We start from the raw sequence: 18,079 nt of genomic DNA on the forward strand, positions 1-18,079 counted from the left end.
CAAGCCGATGTCCGTCAGCCAGCCGGTCCGTCCCCCACGGCGCCGCGCCCCGCGCAATTCGCTCAACCCCGACCGTATCCTCGATGCCGCCCTGACGCTGCTCGACCGCGACGGCTCCGAGGCGTTCACCATGCGCGGCCTCGCCCAGCAGCTCGGTGTCGGCACGATGGCCGTCTACTCGCACTTCCGCGGCAAGGACGAGATCAGTGACGCCGTCGCCCAGCGGCTGCTGGACACGATAGAGCTTCCCGCGGGCGGTTCCGCCGATCCGCAGACCGAATTGCGCGAGGTGTGCGTCGGGGTGTACCGGCTGTTCACCGAGCATCCTTCCGCCCTCGAACTGCTGGCCGACCGGCCGCTGCGCGGCGACGACGCGATCGCGCTGATAGACCGCATGCTGGGGCTGCTGCGGCAGGCCGGGCTCGCCCCCGCGGACGCCGCGCACGCGCATGTCGCCCTCATGCAGTACACGGTGGGGTCCGCGCTGTGGAACACCCGGCGGTCCCGTGCGCTGTGCCAGGAGGGCGCCAGGGACCGCGCCCGGGCCAAGCTCGCCGCGCTGCCCCGGGACACCTACCCGGCGCTGGTCGCGCTGGCGCCCGAGCTGCTGTGCGCCAACAGCGAGGGCACGGGCCAGTTCGAGTACGGCCTCGACGGGCTGCTGCGGGGGCTGCTGGGCGGTACGGCGCAGGTCTGAGCGATGATGGGGGTTTCCCGTCCCCGCACGAGAGGCCGCCCTGCATGGCTGCGCGCATCCTTCTGGTCAGGCACGGCCAGACGGAATGGTCCCTGTCCGGCCGCCACACCGGCCGTACCGACATCCCGCTGACCGACGAGGGCCGCAGGACCGCCGCCGTACTCGGCGACCGGCTGGCCAGTGCGCCCTGGAACGGCCTGCGCGACGTCGAGGTGCGCACCAGCCCGCTGCGGCGGGCCGCCGACACCTGCCACGCGGCCGGCTTCCCCGACGCCAAGGAGTGGGACGCGCTGCTGGAGTGGGACTACGGCGACTACGAGGGCCACACCCCGGCCGAGCTGCAGGCGCTGCGCCCCGGCTGGAACATCTGGCGGGACGGCGTGCCGAACGGCGAGTCGCCCGACGACGTGGCGGTGCGCGCCGACGACGTGGTCGCCTGGGCGCGGTCGGCGCAACGCGACGTGCTGGTCTTCGCGCACGGCCACATCCTGCGCGCGCTCGGCGCCCGCTGGCTGGGCCTGCCGCCGTCCTTCGGCGCGTCCCTGCGGCTCGACCCGGCGTCGCTGTCGGTCCTGGGCTGGGCGTACGGAAGCCCCGCGATCGAGCGCTGGAACGACACCGGTCATCTGGGGTAGTTGCCGCGGCGGTGCGCGGGGCGGGACGGTGCCGCAGCGCGGGCGACGCGACCGGGTAGCGTTCGGAGAGCGGCGGGAGCCGCGGACCGACGGTATGTACTCGATGGAGGCTTCACCATGGCAACCACCCGCACCGCGACCACCCAGTGGAAGGGCGCGCTGATCGGCGGCGCCGGCACCGTCTCGCTCGACACGTCGGGTGTCGGCACCTACGAGGTCTCCTGGCCCTCGCGTGCCGAGGCGGCCAACGGCAAGACCAGCCCGGAGGAGCTGATCGCCGCGGCCCACTCGTCCTGCTACTCGATGGCGCTGTCGCACGGCCTGGCCGGCGCGGGCACCCCGCCGGAGACCGTGCAGACGGTCGCGAACGTCACCTTCCAGCCGGGCGAGGGCATCACCGGCATCACCCTGTCGGTGAAGGCCCGCGTCCCCGGCCTGTCCGCCGAGGCGTTCGAGGCGGCGGCGCAGGACGCGAAGGCGAACTGCCCGGTCAGCAAGGCGCTCGCCGGCGTGAACATCACCCTTGAGGCCGAACTGCTCAGCTGAGCACGGCTGTCGGGGTCAGCGGCGGGTGACGCGTATCGACCAGTCACCCGCCGCGTCGCGGCCCAGCACGCTGAAGGCCACGCGGGCCTCGTCGTCGGTGAAGGTCTGGCCCGCGGTGAAGGGCGCGTCGTTCAGGGAGTTGAAGGCGCCGCTGCTGAAGTCGCAGGCGGAGGTGCCCGGGTGGCCGTCCACGACGGTGACGGGACCCTGGCCCGAGTCGATGTCGGTGCGCACCCGGTAGGCCAGGACGCCCTGCCGGCAGGCGTCGTGGTCGTCGCCGACGGCGGCCCTGGCCTCGATGACGAAGACCTGGGTGGGTCCGTAGGGGATGATCACGGCCTTGCGCCCGCCGGTCATCTCGACCGGGCTGAGGTGGTAGGTGGTCGTGCCGCGCGAGGTGAGGCAGGCGATCTGCCGGTCGGCCAGCCAGCCGAGCCGCCACTTGTGCCAGGCGAACAGGTCGCCCTGCAGGCCCCAGTCGAGCGACATGGTGTCCCACTGGCCGGCGAGGCCGTCGGTGCGCTGGAAGTCGTCGGCCGAGTAGAGGTCGGGCAGCCCGAAGGCGTGGCCGTTCTCGTGGCTGAGGACCCGTGAACCCGACTGGTCGTGGCCGTAGATGAGCGAGATCTTGTTCAGGTGGGCGCCGTCGTCGGTGGTGGCGGCCGAGGCGCCGGTCCAGGTGACCGACAGCACCGCCTCGTCCGCGGGTGGCCCCGCGTTCGGCGTGACCAGGACGTTGACCAGGTCGAAGCCGCGGAAGTCTATGCTCCGGTCGGCGACCTTGAGCAGGTCGCGCACCATCGCGGTGTGCGCGTCCCAGCCGTAGCCGCGGCCTATGCCGTACGCGCTGAAGGGCCGCGGCATGCGTATGTAGCGCAGCACCGGGGTGGACTCGTAGTCGAGCTTGCCGTACGACGCGGCGGTGTACCACTGCTTGACCGCGGGGAAGAACTCGGCGTAGCGCTCGCGGGCGCTGTAGGGCGCGGGGGCGTCGGGGAAGTCGATCAGCAGGGTCAGGGCGTGCACCGTGCCGACGGACGGCGCGAACTCGGCGTCGGGGCCGCGGGCGGTGGAGTCGGAGAAGCCCTCGGACATGGCCACGCCGGGCACGGCCCGCAGGGCGCAGGGCCGGGCGGCGGGCGGGTTGGCGGGCATCGCGGGCGGCCCCGACCCGGCGGACACCGAACTGCCCACCGCGAGCAGCCCGGCCGCGCCCAGTGCCGCCGTCCTGGCGCCGCGGGCGGCGAACCGCCGTACGCGGCCGGGCCTTTTCGCCGCGTCACCCGGGGCGGCCCGCACCGTCACCGCCCGGCGCGCTCTCGGTGACCTTGACCGCCCAGTCGCCGTCCGGTTCGTGGCCGGTGACGGTGACCCGGGTGGTGCCGTCGGGCAGCGCGTAGGACTCCCCCACGCCCAGCGGCGCGTCGGCCAGCGGCGGGTAGACCGAGGTGGCGGCGCACGCGGAGTGGCCGGGGTGGCCGTCGACGACGTCGACGGGGCCGTCGCCCGACTCGCGGTCGGAGCGCACCTGGTAGAGCAGGACGCCCTCGCGGCAGGCGGTCTTGTCGTTGCCGGTGGCGCTGCGGGCCTCGACGGCCAGCGCGGTGTCGGCGCCGGTGCGGACGACCAGCAGCTTGGTGCCGCCGCGGGTCTCGTCCGGGCTGAGGTCGTGGTAGGTCGTGCCGGTGCCGGTGATGCAGCCGACCTGCTCGGGCCGCAGCCAGCCGAGTTTCCACTTGTGCCAGGCGAACGGCTCGGGAGCCAGGCCGAACTGGCTGCCCATCAGGTCCCAGTCGCCGACGTGGGTGTCCCAGTCGGCGGTGCTGCCGGCCGGCGGGCGGTAGTAGAGGTCGGGCAGGTCGAAGACGTGTCCGGTCTCGTGGGCGAGCACGTTGCGGTCCGGCGGGTGCCGTTCGAAGACCGTCACCAGGCGGGCCAGCGGATTGCCGTCGAGGGTGACGGGCGAGGCGAGGTTGACGACCTTGGTGGCGTCGGAGTCCACGCCGGGCGCGTCGGGGTCGGCGACGAGGTAGACCACGTCGTAGCCGGCGAAGTCCACCACCGGGTCGGCCGCGGTCAGGGCGTCGCGCAGGTACGCGCTGCGGTTCGCGGCCCGCCAGTCGCGGCTGATGGCGTACGCGGTCGCCGAGTGCGGCATCGGCACCCAGTGGTCCACGGTGTGCAGGTGCAGCCGGAACTGCCCGTAGGAGGCCTGGTCGTAGAAGTCGGAGGTGGCCGGGTAGTGGTCGGCGGCCACCTCCTGCGGGGTCAGCGAGGGCGCCGCGTCGGGGAAGGACAGGAAGACCATCAGCGCCCGCACGTCGCCCCGCGCCTCGGCGAAGCCGCCGGGGGCGGTGTCCACGCCCTCGGAGTGGTGCACCTGGGTACGCGGCAGCAGGCACGCGGCGGTCGCGGGGGCGGCGTGCGCGGACGGCCCGGTGGCCAGCGTCCAGGCCACCAGAGCACCGAACACGAAGGCGCCTGCGGCCGCGGAACGCGCCCCGCGCGGGAGCCCCGGCGCACCGGCGGCGCCACGCGCGTACCGAACGCCCCCAGCGACCCGCGTATCGCCTGCCGAGATGCCTGACCGCCGCACATGGACCTCCGGGGAGGGTTCGCGAGCCCGTTCGGGACACCTCAACCACCTTGCTATGAATTGTGGTGGTATGCGGGGTTCGGCTACTCCGCCCGGGTGGTGTGCACACGGCCGGGTACGGCGAACACCTGGACGGCCGGCGACCTTACGTTCCGTAACAGCACAGGTGAGGCGATCAGGACCGGTGCCCATTCGCGCAGAAACGGTCGGCCGGCGGGTGCGCGTGCGGAGAATCACCACGGCGACGCTGGATCGCCTGCTCCGCCAGCCCATATGATCGCGTGCGAGACGAGCGCGACACGGGGAGCAGGCCATGGGCGGACCCGCGGGCGGCCCCGGCGTCGACCCCGACAGCACAGCACAGGTCATCACACAGAGTCACAGTTCTACCCCGCGCCCGCGCGGCACCGGGGCACGCGACGAAGCCGAGCTGCGCGACTACCGGGCCGCCTTCGCGGTGGCCAGGTCGGCGATGGCGCTGCTGTCGCCCGAGGGCGACGTGCTGGCCGCCAACGCCGCGCTCGCGACCCTGCTGGGCGCGGCCCCCGAACGCCTCGCGGCGGTCGGCGCGGGGGCGCTGCTGGGCCTGGCCGGCGACCCGCACGCGAGGGCCGCCTTCCACGACGTGCTCACCGGCCGCAGCGACCGGCTGCGCTGCACCCGGCGGATCACCCGGCAGGACGGCGCGGCCCTGCTGGCCGAGGTGACGCTGTCGCGGACCGGGGCGAGCCCGCTGCTGCTGACCGTCGAGGACGTCGGCGAACGCGACGCGCTGCGCGAGCAGTTGCGGCACCTGCGGATGCACGACCCGGTGACCAGGCTGCCCAACAGGGCGCTGTTCTTCGAGCGGCTCACCGACGCGTGCGACAGCGCGCCCGGCCGCGGCACCGGGCGCATCGGGCTGTGCTACCTCGACCTCGACGGCTTCAAGGCCGTCAACGACACCCTCGGCCACCGGGTCGGCGACGAGCTGCTCGCCGCCGTCGCCCGCCGGCTGCTGGCCTGCGCGGAGCCCGGCGGGCACCTGGTCGCCCGGCTCGGCGGCGACGAGTTCGCGCTGCTGGTACGGGACTCCACCGGCACCGGGCAGGCCACCGCGCTGGCCGAGTCCGTGCTGACCGCGCTGCAGCAGCCCTTCGACGTGGCCGGGCAGCGCCTGGCGGTCTCGGCGAGCATCGGGGTGGTGGAGCGGGAGGCGCCCGGCAGCTCCGCCACCGGCCTGATGCAGGCCGCCGACACCACGCTGTACTGGGCCAAGGCCGACGGCAAGGCCCGCTGGACGCTGTTCGACCCCGAGCGCAACGAGCACCGGATGACCCGGCAGGCGCTGTCCCGCACGCTGCGGCAGGCCGTGGAGCGCGGCGAGTTCGTGCTGGACTACCAGCCGCTGGTCGCCCTGGACACCGGTGAGCTGCGCGGGGTGGAGGCGCTGGTCCGCTGGGAGCACCCGCACTTCGGGCGGCTCGCCCCCAACCGCTTCATCGGCCTGGCCGAGGAGGACGGCTCCATCGTGCAGCTCGGCCGGTGGGTGCTGCGGCAGTCCTGCCGGCAGGCCCGCGCCTGGCAACTGGCCCACCCGGCGGCGCCGTTGGTGGTGAGCGTCAACGTCGCGGTGCGGCAGATGTGGGACTCCGACCTGGTCGCGGACGTCGCCGGGATCCTGGCGGAGACCGGGCTGCCGCCGCGGCTGCTGCAGCTGGAACTCACCGAGTCCGCGGTGATGGGGTCGGCCGGGCGGCCGCTGCAGGCGCTGCACGCGCTGCACGAGATGGGCGTGCGGATCGCCATCGACGACTTCGGCACCGGCTACTCGAACCTGGCCTACATGAGCCGGCTGCCGGTGTCCGCGCTGAAGCTCGACGGCTCCTTCGTCCAGGGCTTCCGCTCGGCGGAGCACCCCAACCCGGCCGACGAGACCATCGTGGAAGCCCTGGTGGACCTCGCCCACCGCCTGGGCCTGACGGTGACCGCCGAGTGCGTCGAGAACGCCGAGCAGGCGGAGCGCCTGCGCCGTATCGGCTGCGACACGGGCCAGGGCTGGCACTACTCCCGCCCGGTGCGGCCGGAAGTCATCTCGGGCCTGCTGGCCTGAGCACGCGGAGGGACCCGCGTCCTCGGGGGGAGGGAGGACGCGGGTCCCGCGGGGGTCAGTGGGGGTGGCCCCCGGTGGGGGTCAGCAGGCGCCGAGGTCCTGCCAGACTCCCCACTCGCCGGTCGTCCCGGGCTCCTCGTTGGTGGTCCACCACTTGGCGTTCCAGTTGTGGCCCTTCCAGGAGACCTGGTTGCCGCCGACGTAGATCGCGGAGGCGGACCAGGACGGCAGGGTGCAGGTGCCGCCGGGCGGGGTGGTGGGCGGCGTCGTCGGCGGCGTCGTCGGCGGGGTGGTCGGCGGCGTCGTGGGCGGGGTGGTGGGCGGCGTGGTCGGCGGGGTGGTGGGGTTGCTGCAGCCGGAGGCGGAGCCGTTGGTCGCCGTCACGATCTTGTTGAAGAGCGTGGCCGCCGGGTCCAGGTCGAGCAGCGAGTACATCATCGAGCCGGCCAGCCCGTGGCAGTGGCCGTAGTCGGCCCTGGCCTGGACGGCCTGGGAGCCGAGTCCGGTCCAGAACTCGTTGCCGTTGTAGAACCAGTTGCTCTGCGAGGCCGCGTCGTAGAAGGTGTCGGCCGGGTTGTCGACGACGCCGGTCAGCTCCTTGTAGTACGCCGTCCCCGCGACCTGGCTGATGCCGCGGGCCGCCGCGGGGCCGGACGCGGGCTGGTAGAGCCCGTGGTTGCTGCCGGCGGCGACACCCGACCAGCCCCGGTAGTACGTCGGGTAGCCCAGGGTGATCTTGTTGGCGGGGAAGCCGCCCGGGATGCCGTAGGCGGAGTCACCGGTGGTCCAGGCCGTGATGGCGTGGTCGGTGCTGTACTTCTCGGTCCCGGGGGAGATCGGGTTCGAGGGGTCGTTCGGCGACTGGTACAGCGGGTCCTGGAAGTTGGTGGGTCCGTTGGTCTCGAAGGCCCCGTGCATGTCGTAGGTCATGATGTTCGCGTAGTCGAGGTACGCCCCGAGCTTGTCGGTCTCGATCTTCGCGATCTTGTCCTGGCCGGCCGGCAGGGCCGCGGTGAGCAGCATCTTCCGGCCGCCGTTGGCGGCGCCGTACGCGTCCAGCTCGGTGCGGAACTCCGCAGCCAGCTTGGTGAAGTTGGCCGTGTCGTTCGGGCTGTAGTGGTTGCCGGTGTGGCCGCCGGGCGAGCCCGGGTACTCCCAGTCGATGTCGAAGCCGTCGAAGACGCCGGCCGCGGCGCCGGTGCCGCCGAAGCCGCCCTGGACGGGCAGGTTGCCCTTGATGAACATGTCGATGCAGGAGCTGACCAGCTTCTTGCGGCTGGCGTCGGTGGCGGCGGCGTCCGAGAAGTACTTCGAGTACGTCCAGCCGCCGATCGAGGCGACGATCTTGAGCTTCGGGTACTTCGCCTTGAGCTGCTTGAGCTGGTTGAAGTTGCCGACCAGCGGCTGGTTCCAGGTGTCCGCGGTGCCGTTGACGCTGATGTCGGCGCCGAAGGACTTCTGGTAGTCGGCGAACGCGTCGCCCGCCCCGTCACCGGCGTTGGGGTTGGACTCGTTGGTGGAGTCCGACGCCTTGGTCGCCTCGAAACAGGTCAGGTTGACCGGGTCGATGTTCTCGAACGAGTAGTTGAGGATGTCGAGCTTGCCCGCGATGCCCTCGGTGTCGAGGTTCTTGGGGTAGAAGGCGTTGCCGTAGATGCTCCACTGGTCGTAGTAGGCGATCTTGACGCCGCCGCTGCTCGCGGCGGCCGCGGCGGCGGCCGGCTGGGCGGCCGTGGTGTCCGCCTGGGCGGTGCCCACGCCCGCGACGAGCGCGGTGAGGCCGCCGATGGCGAGCGCGGCGCTGGTGGCGGCGGCCACGAGCGCTCTCTTCCTGGACTGCACGAGAACCTCCGGGGGGAGAGGGAGGAACAACAGGGGGCTGTGGGGTATGGATAGCCCTCTGATCAAGTGCACGTCAATGGTCTGAACCAAAGCCAGGACTAGACCAATTTGCGCGTCCCGGCGGCCTGCCGATCGTTCACGACGTGAGCAAAGCCGCTCGTCAACCGGGTGACGAGCGGCTTTAACCCCTGGTTAAGGCATGGCCCGCGGTCGGTCCAAGGTTGGACCACCGGGGGGCACGAAACCGGTAATTAACCGGCCGCGATGTCCTTGGGGAAGCCGTACGCGTCGGCGATCAGCTCGTACGAGCGCAGCCGTACGGACGGCGTGTGCGCGTTGGCGGTGATCACCAGCTCGTCGGCGCCGGTCCGCTCGACCAGCGCGTCCAGGCCCGCCCTGACCGTCTCCGGGTCGCCGTGGACGATGTTGCCCATCCAGGAGTCCACGAAGTCCCGCTCCGCCGGGCTGAACGGATGGGCCGCCGCCTCCTGCGGGGTCGGGATGAGCCCGGGGCGCCCGGTGCGCAGCCGCAGCATGCCGAGCGCCCCCGCCAGCACCTGGCGGCGGGCCTGCTCGGGGTCCTCGGCGGCCAGCGCGGCCACCCCGATCGAGGCGTAGGGGCGGTCCAGGATCTCCGACGGGCGGAAGGACTCGCGGTAGAGCGCCAGCGCGGGAACGGTGTTGGCGGCGGAGAAGTGGTGCGCGAAGGAGAACGGCAGCCCCAGGGCGCCGGCCAGCTGGGCGCTGAAACCGGACGAGCCGAGCAGCCAGATGCTGGGCCGGGCCGCGGACTGCACCCCGCCTGCCGTACTGCCCTGCACGGGACCGGGCACGGCGTGGATGCGGGCGTAGCGGTGGCCGTCGGGGAAGTCGTCGTCCAGGAAGCGGACCAGCTCGGCGAGCTGCTGCGGGAACTCGTCGGCGCCCTCGTGGAGGGACTCGGTCCTGCGCAGCGCCGCCGCGGTCGCCCCGTCCGTGCCGGGCGCGCGGCCCAGGCCCAGGTCGATCCGGCCGGGGGCCAGCGCCTCCAGGGTGCCGAACTGCTCGGCGATGACCAGCGGCGCGTGGTTGGGCAGCATCACCCCGCCGGAGCCGAGCCGCAGGGTGCGGGTGAAGGCGGCCAGGTGGGCCAGGATCACCGCGGGCGAGGAGCTGGCCACACCGGGCATCGAATGGTGCTCGGCCACCCACATCCGGTGGTAGCCGCGGGCCTCCGCGGTCCTGGCGATCTCGACGCTGTTGCGCAGCGCGTCCCGGGCCGTCAGGCCGGAGCCGACGCCGGCCAGGTCGAGCACCGACAGCGGTACGGGCGCGGTGCCATGGACGGTGCCGCGGATCCCGTCGCCTGCCGCCCCGCCGTCGCCGCTGCTGCCGCCGCCCCGAGCCACGTCGTCACCCACAGCTAGCGCCTCCTTGATCGTCCGTCCGCATGCCGGGCACGCGTAATAGTCCGGAATTGCACAACCGGAGCGGGCGTCCGGTTATTCCCGTGGTCAATTCGGCGATTTTCCCGATCGGGCAGTGACCTTGGCATATGCCAGAGTGGCCCCTTCCTGCATATACGCCTGCGGGGCTGCGGAGAAGTCGTCAACCGCCTCTACCGGCAACGGTATTGGGGTTATCGTGGAATCCGGTCAAGCTGCCGATCGGGACCTCACCGAGCCCCGATCGTGACCAGCAGCGACAACCGGGACGCAAACGGTCACACCTGCAGGGGGCTACCGTGGCGCTAGAGCACCGTCAGACCGCGCCGGTCTACGCGGTCCAGCACGCACTGCGCGTGCTGGATTCCGTCGACGCACACCGGCACGGCGTCTCCGCCGAGCAGCTCGCGCGGGAGATAGGGGTGCCGGTCGGGTACCTCTCCCAGCTCCTGACCATGCTGCAACGCGAACGCTATCTGGGCTTCCTGCCCGGCGGCGGCTACGTGCTCGGCGAGACCCTGGTGCTGCTCGGCGCCGCCAAGCACGACGACGCGCTGGCCGAAAAACTGCGCACGATCCTGGTGGAGCTGCGCGACGAGGTCGGCGCCGCGGTGTACTTCAGCCGCTACGACGACGGCGAGGTCCGCATCATCGACTTCGCCGACGGGCCGAACGCGCCCAAGGTCAACGAGTGGGTCGACTTCCGCTCGGCCGCGCACGCGAGCGCGGTGGGCAAGTGCCTGCTGTCCCAGCTCGACCACAACTCGCGGCTGGAACACCTCTCCCGGCACCGCCCGGCCCGGCTCACCTCCCGCACCGTGATCGACGACCGCGCGCTGCTCACCAAGCTCGAACGCCAGCCGGCCAGCGTCCCCACGCTCGACCTGCAGGAGTACGCGGTCGGCACGGTGTGCGCGGCGATCCCGGTCACGATCGGCAAGACGGTCGCCTGCCTGGCGCTGTCCATGCCGCTGGCGCAGGCGCACCGCCTCAAACCGGCCGTGGACACCCTCAACGAGCGGGCCGCCCCCGTGCTCCTGTCGATGAGCATCTGACCGGCCGCCGCCGCGGGCAGGGGTGGTCAGGAGCACCCGGCGGAAGGCCGTATAGTTGTTCTCGCAGGCGCCGCTAGCTCAGTTGGTTAGAGCAGCTGACTCTTAATCAGCGGGTCCGGGGTTCGAGTCCCTGGCGGCGCACCTCGCACATGAAGAAGGCCTCCCACCGCAGGTGGGGGGCCTTCTTCATGCCCAGTGGGCCGGGTGCGCGAGGTCCTGCGGCAGCCGGGTGGCCGGGTCGCCGGAGGCGGCGGCGAGCTGCGGGGCGGTCAGGAAGAGGGTGCCGCGCAGATCCGCGCCGCCCAGCCGCGCGCCGCGCAGGTCGGTGCCGAGCAGGTCGGCTCCCCGCAGGTCCGCACCGCGCAGGTCCGCGCCGATCACCAGCGCTCCCCGCAGATCCGCACCCCGCAGGTCCGCGCCGCGCAGGCGGGAGCCCATCAGGTCGGCTCCCCGGTGGTTCCTGCGCCGCGGGAAGGCGGCGCGGGCCAGCGCGGAGGCGCTGCGCAGCAGCTCGCCGACCCGGCCGCGCTCGGCCGCGACGTCCAGGGCGAGCAGTTCGTCCGCGCCGCCCAGGCTCAGCGCCTCGATCCGCGTGGCCGCCTCCGCGGCGGCCTCGTACAGCTCGGCGGCGGCCGGCAGGGTGCGTACCTCGGCGAGGTGGCGGAGCAGCTCGTGCAGCTGCCGCACCACCGGCAGCACCGCGAACATCGCCCGGCCGCCGTCGGCGGCGTCCCGCCAGTCCTGTCCTGCGAAGGTGTGCCGGGAGACCTTCTGCCCGGCCCCGAGGCAGTCGTAGACGGTGCAGCCGGCGTAACCGCGGTCGCGGAGCCGGTCGTGGATGCCGCAGCGGTGGTCGGCGCCGAGGTGGCCGCAGGGCTCCCCCGCGGCCTTGTCCCGGGCGAAGTCGGCGGACCGGGTGAAGGCCAGGGCGACGCAGCACAGCCCGAAGCAGTTGCCGCAGTCCGCGCGCAGTTCGCTGTGCTCCACCCCTGGTCCCTTCGCCGGCTCCGCCCGGGTCCATGGTGCCGTATCAGCCGGAGGTCACCCGCCGGGGAGTACGGCGGGCTTGGCCGGGGTGTACAGCCAGGTCTGGAAGAAGCCGCCCAGGTCCTGGCCCGACAGGTGCTCGGCCAGCGTGCGGAATTCGGCGATGGTGCCGTTGCCGTAGCGGTGCTGGGCCGGCCAGGCCTTGAGCAGGGCGCGGAAGGCGTGGTCGCCGATGGTGGTGCGGAGCGCCTGGATGGCGACCGCGCCCCGGTCGTAGACGGCGTCGTCGAACTGCTTGGCCGGTCCCGGGTCGCCCGGCTCGACGGTCCAGAACGGGTCGTCGGCGGGGTAGGCGTCGTAGGTCTGCCGGGCGATCTGCTGGACCGTCCCCTTGCCCTGGTGCTCGGCCCACAGCCAGCTGCCGTAGGTGGCGAAGCCCTCGTTCAGCCAGATGTCGGACCAGCGGGCGAGCGAGACGTCGTCGCCCCACCACTGGTGGGACAGCTCGTGCGCGACGGTGCCGATGCCGTCGGTGGTGGCGAAGACCGCGGGGCTGTAGAAGACCCGGGTCTGCGCTTCGAGGGAGAAGTGCGTGGGCACGTCGGGGACGTAGCCGCCGGCCGCGTCGAACGGGTAGGGGCCGAACCAGCCGCTGAGGAAGTCGATGATCTCAGCCGTGCGCTCGACGCCGGCCCGCGCGTTGGCGGCGGTGGCCGCGGGCAGGCCGGAGCTGTAGGCGTTGATGACGGGTACACCGGCACGGGTGCGGCTGCGGGTGATGTCGAAGTGGCCCAGCGCGAGCGTGGCCAGATACGTGGCCTGCGGCTTGTCCTGGCGCCAGTGGTAGCCGGTCCAACCGTTCGCGGTGTGCTGGGAGACCAGCAGGCCGTTGCTGATCGCCTGCTCGCCGGCCGGGACCCGCACGTCGACGTCGTAGGTGGCCTTGTCCAGCGGGTGGTCGTTGCTGGGGAACCACCACCAGGCGGACTCGGGCTCGTTGGCGGCCACTCCGCCGTCCGGTGTGCGCTGCCAGGAGGTGAAGCCGTAGCGCTCGACGCTGGAGGGCACGCCCGAGTAGGTGACGGCGACGGTGATCCGGTGGCCGCGCGGGATCGGCCGGGCCGGGGTGACGACCAGCTCCTGCTCGCCGCTGGTGGCGAAGGCCGCCGGGCGGCCGTCCACGGTCACCTTGCTGACCGTCAGCGCGAAGTCCAGGTCGAAGCTGGTCAGGCCCTGGGTTGCGGTGGCCTGCAGGGTCGCGGTGCCGGAGAGCGTGTCGGTGGCGGGCTGGTAGCTGAGGTCGAGGTCGTAGTGGGAGACGTCGTAACCGCCGTTGCCGTACGTCGGGTAGTACGGGTCGCCGATGCCGGGTGCTCCCGGCCCCGCGTCGGCGGCGGATGCCGGGATCACCAGCAGGAAGCCGAGGGCGGCGGCAGCGGGTGCGAGCAGTCTGAGACGCACAGGGGTCCTCCAGCGCGGGGCGGTCCGCCCCATGGGTGGCAGGTACACGACGACCCTAGAAAGTTCCGGCCGCCACAGCCACCCCGCGGCCCCCGTCTGTCGCAGAAACTTCACCCCGCGCAACACTCCGCCGCGGCAGCACCGGTGCGGCATCACCGGTGCGTCCCGGGAACACCGCGGCCCGCCGGCCCGTTCCCCCACGGACGGAGTGGATCACCCCGGCGAGCGGCTGACGCCACGGGTGCGGGCGGATAGGTTCACCATGTGAAGATTGTCTGGCTGACCAGAACCCTCCAGCGGGTGGAGGGGGAGTATCTGGCGCGCTTGGGCCTGTCGCTGCCGCTGGCGTCCATCGGCATCGTCATCGCCGCGGACCTGATCGCGGGCCGGGACCACTTCCTCACCCCCGGCATCGTGGTGGCGCCGCCGCTCGCCGCGATCACCGTCACCTGGCGCAAAACCCTCTTCATCGGGGTGCTCGGGCTTTTCGTGCAGGCCGCGCTGGCCCCCTACGACGGCATCACCGACATCCCCGACCACGACGTCTTCTTCGGGCAGGCCTTCGCCTACGCCCTGGTCACCCTCTTCAGCGTGTACATCGCCTGGCGGCGGGAGACCGGGGCCAAGGCCTTCACCGCGATCGCCTCGGTCGCCGAGGCCGCCCAGCACGCCCTGATGCGCCCGCCGGACCCGCGCGTCGGCGGCGTACGGCTCGCCGTGCGCTACGTCTCGGCCGCCGACGCCGCGCAGATCGGCGGCGACCTCTACGCGGTGATCGAGACCCCGCACGGCGTAAGGGCGCTGATCGGCGACGTCCGCGGCAAGGGGCTCGCCGCGGTGCAGACCTCTGCGGTGGTGCTCGGCGCGTTCCGGGAGGCGGCGTTCGACGAGGGCGGGCTCGACACGGTCGCCCGCCGCGTCGACACCAGCGTCGGGCGGCACGTCACCACCGGGGACTTCATCACCGCGCTCTTCGCGCAGTTCGACGACCCCGGCAGCGTCGAGCTGCTGCACTACGGCCATGTCGCTCCGCTGCGGGTCTCGCGGGACGGCGCGGTCCAGACGCTCGACCCCGCCGAGCCGTGGGTGCCGCTCGGCCTGGCCGACCTCGTGTCCGGCGGCCCCACGGCGTGGCGCGTGCCGATGCTGCCGGGGGACGTCCTGGTGCTCTGCACCGACGGGGTGATCGAGGCCCGCAGCCCGCTCGACGGCACGTTCTACCCGCTCACCGAACGGGTCGGCCCGCTCATCGCCGGCGCGGGCACCGATCTCGACGCGGCGGTCGAACGGGTCTACGGCGACCTCCTCCGGCACGCCGGCGGCTCCCTCTCCGACGACGTCGTCCTCCTCCTCCTCTCCCCCCAGCCCAGCGCCCTCCCGGCCCACCCCCAGGAGCCGCCCCTCCCGGGGCACGTCGTGTAATTGCCCCTTGCGGTGGGCTCGCATCTCCCGGTGCGCTGTGGCTTGTCGCGCAGTCCGCCCCCAGAGCTTCGCCTGGGGGTACCCCCAGCGCCGCCTGAAGAACGTCACCCTCTCCGCAGAGGGCAAGCCCCTGCCAGGGACGAACGCTGTACGCAGGAGGACGCAGGCCAAAGGGGCGCTGCGGGGCGCGCGCAACCCCCCGCCCGGGGAAGGTCCCGGAGCCGGGGGAAGGGGCAGCCCGGGGGGGCACCCGGGAACACCGCGTCAGCGGGTGGCGCGCTCCAGTGCGACGATGACCGACTCGTACGGCTCCCCGGTGGCGCGAGCCATACCCACCTCGCACATCCGGCTCGCCGAGAGATACACCGAGAAGCCCCGCGCGGCGACCTCCTCCGCCTCCGCCCGCGTCGCGGACGCGGTGAGCTCCTCGTGCAGCATCCCCCGGTCGCCGGCGAAGCCGCAGCACCCCGCGTCGTCGGGCACGACGACCTCGCGGGCGATCGCGCCGGCGACCTCCGCGAGCGCCGCGCCCGGGCGGCCGAGATGCCGTGCGGAGCACGTGGGGTGCAGGACGGCGGAGCCGACCGGCGCGGTCACGGTGAGCCGCGGCAGCACATGGTCGGCGGCCCACACCGTCGCGTCCACCACCGTCAGTTCACCGTGCAGCGCACGGTTCGCGTCGGTGAGGTACGGCACGACCTCCCGGGCGAGCCCGAGCGTGCAGGACGTCGCGTCGACGACGATCGGCAGCCGCCCTCCCCCGGTCCACCCCCACGCGTGCTCGACGATCCGGTTGGCCATCACCGCGTTGCCCGCGTCGTAGCCCTTGGAGTGCCAGATCGTGGCGCAGCACGTACCGGTGACGTCGGCCGGTATCCACACCGGCAGGCCCGCCCGGGCCGAGACGGTGACCAGGGACTGCGGCACCCAGCCGTAACGGCCCTCGGGCGGGCCGAAGATGCGGTTGACACAGGCCGGGTAGTAGACGGCGGCGGCGCCGTCCCGCTCGGTACGGGGCAGGGCGGGCGGCGCCGCGCCGGGGATCTCCGGCAGCCAGCCGGGCACGAGTTCGGGCCGTGCCGCCCGCCGGGCGAGCCCGGTGGCCGCGGACAGCGGCCGGTCGCCGACCCGGCGGCGTACCGCGTCCGCGGTGGCGACCGCGGCGCGGGCGGCGCGCTCGGCGCCGCGCCAGTGCGTGGCCGTGGCGCCCGCGGCCCGCTCCTCGGCGCGGGAGTGCCGGGCGTGCCGGAAGTCCTTCATCATCGCGCCGGTGTCGATGCCGACCGGGCAGGCCAGCTTGCAGGTCGAGTCGCCCGCGCAGGTGTCGACGGCGGCGTATCCGTACGCGGCGAGCAGTTCGCGCTGCACGGGTGAGCCGTCGGGCTGCCGCAGCATCTCGCGGCGCAGCACGATCCGCTGCCGCGGGGTGGTCGTCAGGTCGCGGCTGGGGCAGGTGGGTTCGCAGAAGCCGCACTCGATGCAGGGGTCGGCGACCGGCTCGATCACCGGGATCGTCTTCAGCCCGCGCAGGTGCCCGCGCGGGTCCTGGTCGAGCATGACGTGCGGGGCGAGGATGCCGTCCGGGTCGAGCAGCGCCTTGATCCGCCACATCAGGGCGGTGGCGGCCGGCCCCCACTCCAGCTCCAGGAAGGGCGCGATGTTGCGCCCGGTGCCGTGCTCGGCCTTGAGCGAGCCGTCGAAGCGCTCGGTGACGGTACGGCAGAAGTCCGCCATGAAGGCGGCGTAGCGCTCGACGTCGGTGGCGCGGCCGGCGTCGAAGGTGAGCAGGAAGTGCAGGTTGCCGTGGGCGGCGTGGCCGGCGACCGCCGCCTCGAAGCCGTGCCTGCGCTGCAGTTCGAGCAGTTCCGTGCAGGCCTCGGCGAGCCGGTCGGGCGGCACCGCGAAGTCCTCGGTGATCAGGGTCGTGCCGGACGGGCGGGCGCCGCCGACCGCGGTCACGAAGGCCCTGCGCGCCCGCCACAGCGCGGCGATCCGCTCCCGGTCGCGGGTGAAGCCGCCGTGGCCCTCGGCGGCCGGCGCCGGGGTGATCAGGCCGAGGTCGGAGCAGACCCGCTCCGCGGCCCGCTCGTACGCGGCGAGCTGCGTGACGTCCGCGGCCCTGAACTCGACGAGCAGCGCCGCGCAGCTCGCGGGCAGCTCGGCCCACTCCCCCGGCACCCCGGGCACCGCGGTCGCGGCCCGCAGCACGTTGCCGTCCATCAGCTCGACGGCCTCCGCGCCGGCCTGCGCGAAGTGCGGTACGGCCGCGGCGGCGGCCGGCAGCGTGGGGAAGAACAGCAGCCCCGCGGCGGCGGCCGGGCGGATCGGCAGCGTCTCGTAGACCGCCTCGGCGACGAAGCCGAGGGTGCCCTGCGAGCCGATCATCAGCCCGCGCAGGATCTGGGCGGGGCTCTCCGCGTCGAGGAAGGCGTCGAGGCGGTAGCCGTTGGTGTTCTTGATGCGGTACTTCGCGCGGATCCTGGCGGTCAGCGCGCGGTCCGCCTCGATCTCGTCCCGCAGGTCGAGCAGGCCCTGGTAGATGTCCGGCTCGGCCGCGGCGAGGCCCGCGTCGGCGTCCGGGTCCGCGGTGTCCACGACGGTGCCGGACGGCAGCACCACGGTGAGCGAGGCGACGGTGCGGTAGGAGTCCCGGGTGGTGCCCGCGGTCATGCCGGAGGCGTTGTTCGCCAGCACACCGCCGACGGTGGCGGCGATCGCGCTCGCCGGGTCGGGGCCGAGCACCCGGCCGTGCCTGGCCAGTGCGGCGTTCGCCCGGGCCAGCACGGTGCCGGGCAGGATGCGCGCCCTGGCGCCGTCCGCCTCGACCTCGACGCCGCTGAAGTGGCGGCGTACGTCCACCAGGATGTCCTCGCCCTGCGCCTGCCCGTTCAGGCTGGTTCCCGCGGCCCTGAAGACCAGGTGGCGGCGCTCGGCCCTGGCGTACGCCAGCAGCCGCACCACGTCCTGCACGCTCTCCGGTACGACCACCGCCTGCGGGACGAAGCGGTACGGGCTCGCGTCCGACGCGTAGCGCACCAGGTCCGTCAGGTCGCCGAGCACCTTGCCCGCGCCCAGCGCCCGTACCAGCCCCGCGCGCAGCTCGGGGGGAGTACCGCCCGCCCTGGTCTCCTCCACCCGGTCCGGCGCGGCCTCCCCCGCGGGTATCGGCCGCAGAGCGGCGCCGCCCTTCGGTTCACGCACGGGCATCGGGACCTCCTCGGCGGCGGTCCCCCGGGGGCGGGGGGCCAGACCTGGCGGAGAAACATACCGTTCGCCAACCTATGCCCCCGTACGTGGCGGTGCGCGGTACTCCGCCTCCCGG

General features: G+C 73.3%; 13 protein-coding genes and 1 tRNA gene. 7 read left to right on the plus strand and 7 right to left on the minus strand.

Annotation, left to right across the window (positions count from 1 at the left end; genetic code table 11):
* The first annotated feature begins 7 nt into the window (after positions 1–7).
* The 3 genes from NFU81_RS12640 (at position 8) to NFU81_RS12650 (ending at position 1,878) form a co-directional block, all read left to right on the plus strand.
* Positions 8–697, plus strand: coding sequence for a TetR/AcrR family transcriptional regulator (locus NFU81_RS12640; RefSeq protein ID WP_251488914.1), 690 nt, complete (start codon positions 8–10; stop codon positions 695–697).
* A gap of 44 nt (positions 698–741) precedes the next feature.
* Positions 742–1,332, plus strand: coding sequence for a histidine phosphatase family protein (locus NFU81_RS12645; RefSeq protein WP_251488916.1), 591 nt, complete (start codon positions 742–744; stop codon positions 1,330–1,332).
* 117 nt (positions 1,333–1,449) lie between these two features.
* Complete coding sequence (locus NFU81_RS12650) at positions 1,450–1,878, plus strand: OsmC family peroxiredoxin (protein WP_073493708.1); 429 nt, start codon at positions 1,450–1,452, stop codon at positions 1,876–1,878.
* A gap of 15 nt (positions 1,879–1,893) precedes the next feature.
* Here the strand turns inward: NFU81_RS12650 and NFU81_RS12655 are convergent, their stop codons facing one another.
* Together NFU81_RS12655 and NFU81_RS12660 are read right to left on the minus strand one after the other, a co-directional pair.
* A complete protein-coding gene (locus tag NFU81_RS12655) occupies positions 1,894–3,183 on the minus strand; it encodes a M6 family metalloprotease domain-containing protein (protein ID WP_251488918.1) in 1,290 nt (429 codons plus the stop codon).
* Positions 3,158–4,351 (minus strand): M6 family metalloprotease domain-containing protein, encoded by a 1,194-nt coding sequence (locus tag NFU81_RS12660; protein ID WP_251488920.1) that lies wholly within the window; start codon positions 4,349–4,351, stop codon positions 3,158–3,160. The genes NFU81_RS12655 and NFU81_RS12660 overlap by 26 nt, the downstream gene beginning before the upstream one ends.
* A gap of 436 nt (positions 4,352–4,787) precedes the next feature.
* On the opposite strand from NFU81_RS12660, the gene NFU81_RS12665 reads away from it, so the two are divergent.
* Positions 4,788–6,566: a putative bifunctional diguanylate cyclase/phosphodiesterase gene (locus tag NFU81_RS12665; protein ID WP_422665182.1), complete on the plus strand. Its 1,779-nt coding sequence runs from the start codon at positions 4,788–4,790 to the stop codon at positions 6,564–6,566.
* Between the two features lie 81 nt (positions 6,567–6,647).
* On the opposite strand, the gene NFU81_RS12670 is transcribed toward NFU81_RS12665, so the two are convergent.
* Positions 6,648–8,408, minus strand: a complete 1,761-nt coding sequence (locus NFU81_RS12670; protein WP_251488922.1) for a glycosyl hydrolase family 18 protein — start codon at positions 8,406–8,408, stop codon at positions 6,648–6,650.
* A 251-nt stretch (positions 8,409–8,659) separates the two neighbouring features.
* Positions 8,660–9,808, minus strand: a complete 1,149-nt coding sequence (locus tag NFU81_RS12675) for an LLM class flavin-dependent oxidoreductase (protein WP_251488924.1) — start codon at positions 9,806–9,808, stop codon at positions 8,660–8,662.
* 323 nt (positions 9,809–10,131) lie between these two features.
* Here NFU81_RS12675 and NFU81_RS12680 point away from each other — a divergent pair, with 323 nt between their 5' ends.
* Positions 10,132–10,887, plus strand: coding sequence for an IclR family transcriptional regulator (locus NFU81_RS12680; RefSeq protein ID WP_251488927.1), 756 nt, complete (start codon positions 10,132–10,134; stop codon positions 10,885–10,887).
* Positions 10,888–10,954: 67 nt separating this feature from the next.
* Positions 10,955–11,028, plus strand: a tRNA-Lys gene (locus NFU81_RS12685).
* Between the two features lie 45 nt (positions 11,029–11,073).
* Here the strand turns inward: NFU81_RS12685 and NFU81_RS12690 are convergent.
* Together NFU81_RS12690 and NFU81_RS12695 are read right to left on the minus strand one after the other, a co-directional pair.
* Entirely contained in the window at positions 11,074–11,874 is an 801-nt protein-coding gene (locus NFU81_RS12690) for a pentapeptide repeat-containing protein (protein WP_251488930.1), read from the minus strand.
* Positions 11,875–11,928: 54 nt separating this feature from the next.
* Positions 11,929–13,335 carry a M1 family metallopeptidase gene (locus tag NFU81_RS12695; RefSeq protein ID WP_251488932.1) on the minus strand — a complete coding sequence of 469 codons (1,407 nt, stop codon included), beginning with the start codon at positions 13,333–13,335 and terminating at the stop codon, positions 11,929–11,931.
* A gap of 264 nt (positions 13,336–13,599) precedes the next feature.
* Between NFU81_RS12695 and NFU81_RS12700 the strand changes: the two genes are divergently transcribed.
* On the plus strand, positions 13,600–14,757 hold the full coding sequence (locus NFU81_RS12700; protein WP_251488936.1) for a PP2C family protein-serine/threonine phosphatase: 1,158 nt from the start codon (positions 13,600–13,602) through the stop codon (positions 14,755–14,757).
* A gap of 264 nt (positions 14,758–15,021) precedes the next feature.
* Here NFU81_RS12700 and NFU81_RS12705 read toward each other — a convergent pair whose 3' ends face one another.
* The gene (locus tag NFU81_RS12705) at positions 15,022–17,964 is read right to left on the minus strand and encodes an FAD-binding and (Fe-S)-binding domain-containing protein (RefSeq protein WP_251488939.1); all 2,943 of its coding nucleotides are present in this window, start codon (positions 17,962–17,964) and stop codon (positions 15,022–15,024) included.
* Positions 17,965–18,079: the final 115 nt, after the last annotated feature.

Origin of the sequence: Actinacidiphila cocklensis (assembly GCF_907177275.1) — a bacterium.
GTDB classification, from domain to species: domain Bacteria; phylum Actinomycetota; class Actinomycetes; order Streptomycetales; family Streptomycetaceae; genus Actinacidiphila; species Actinacidiphila cocklensis.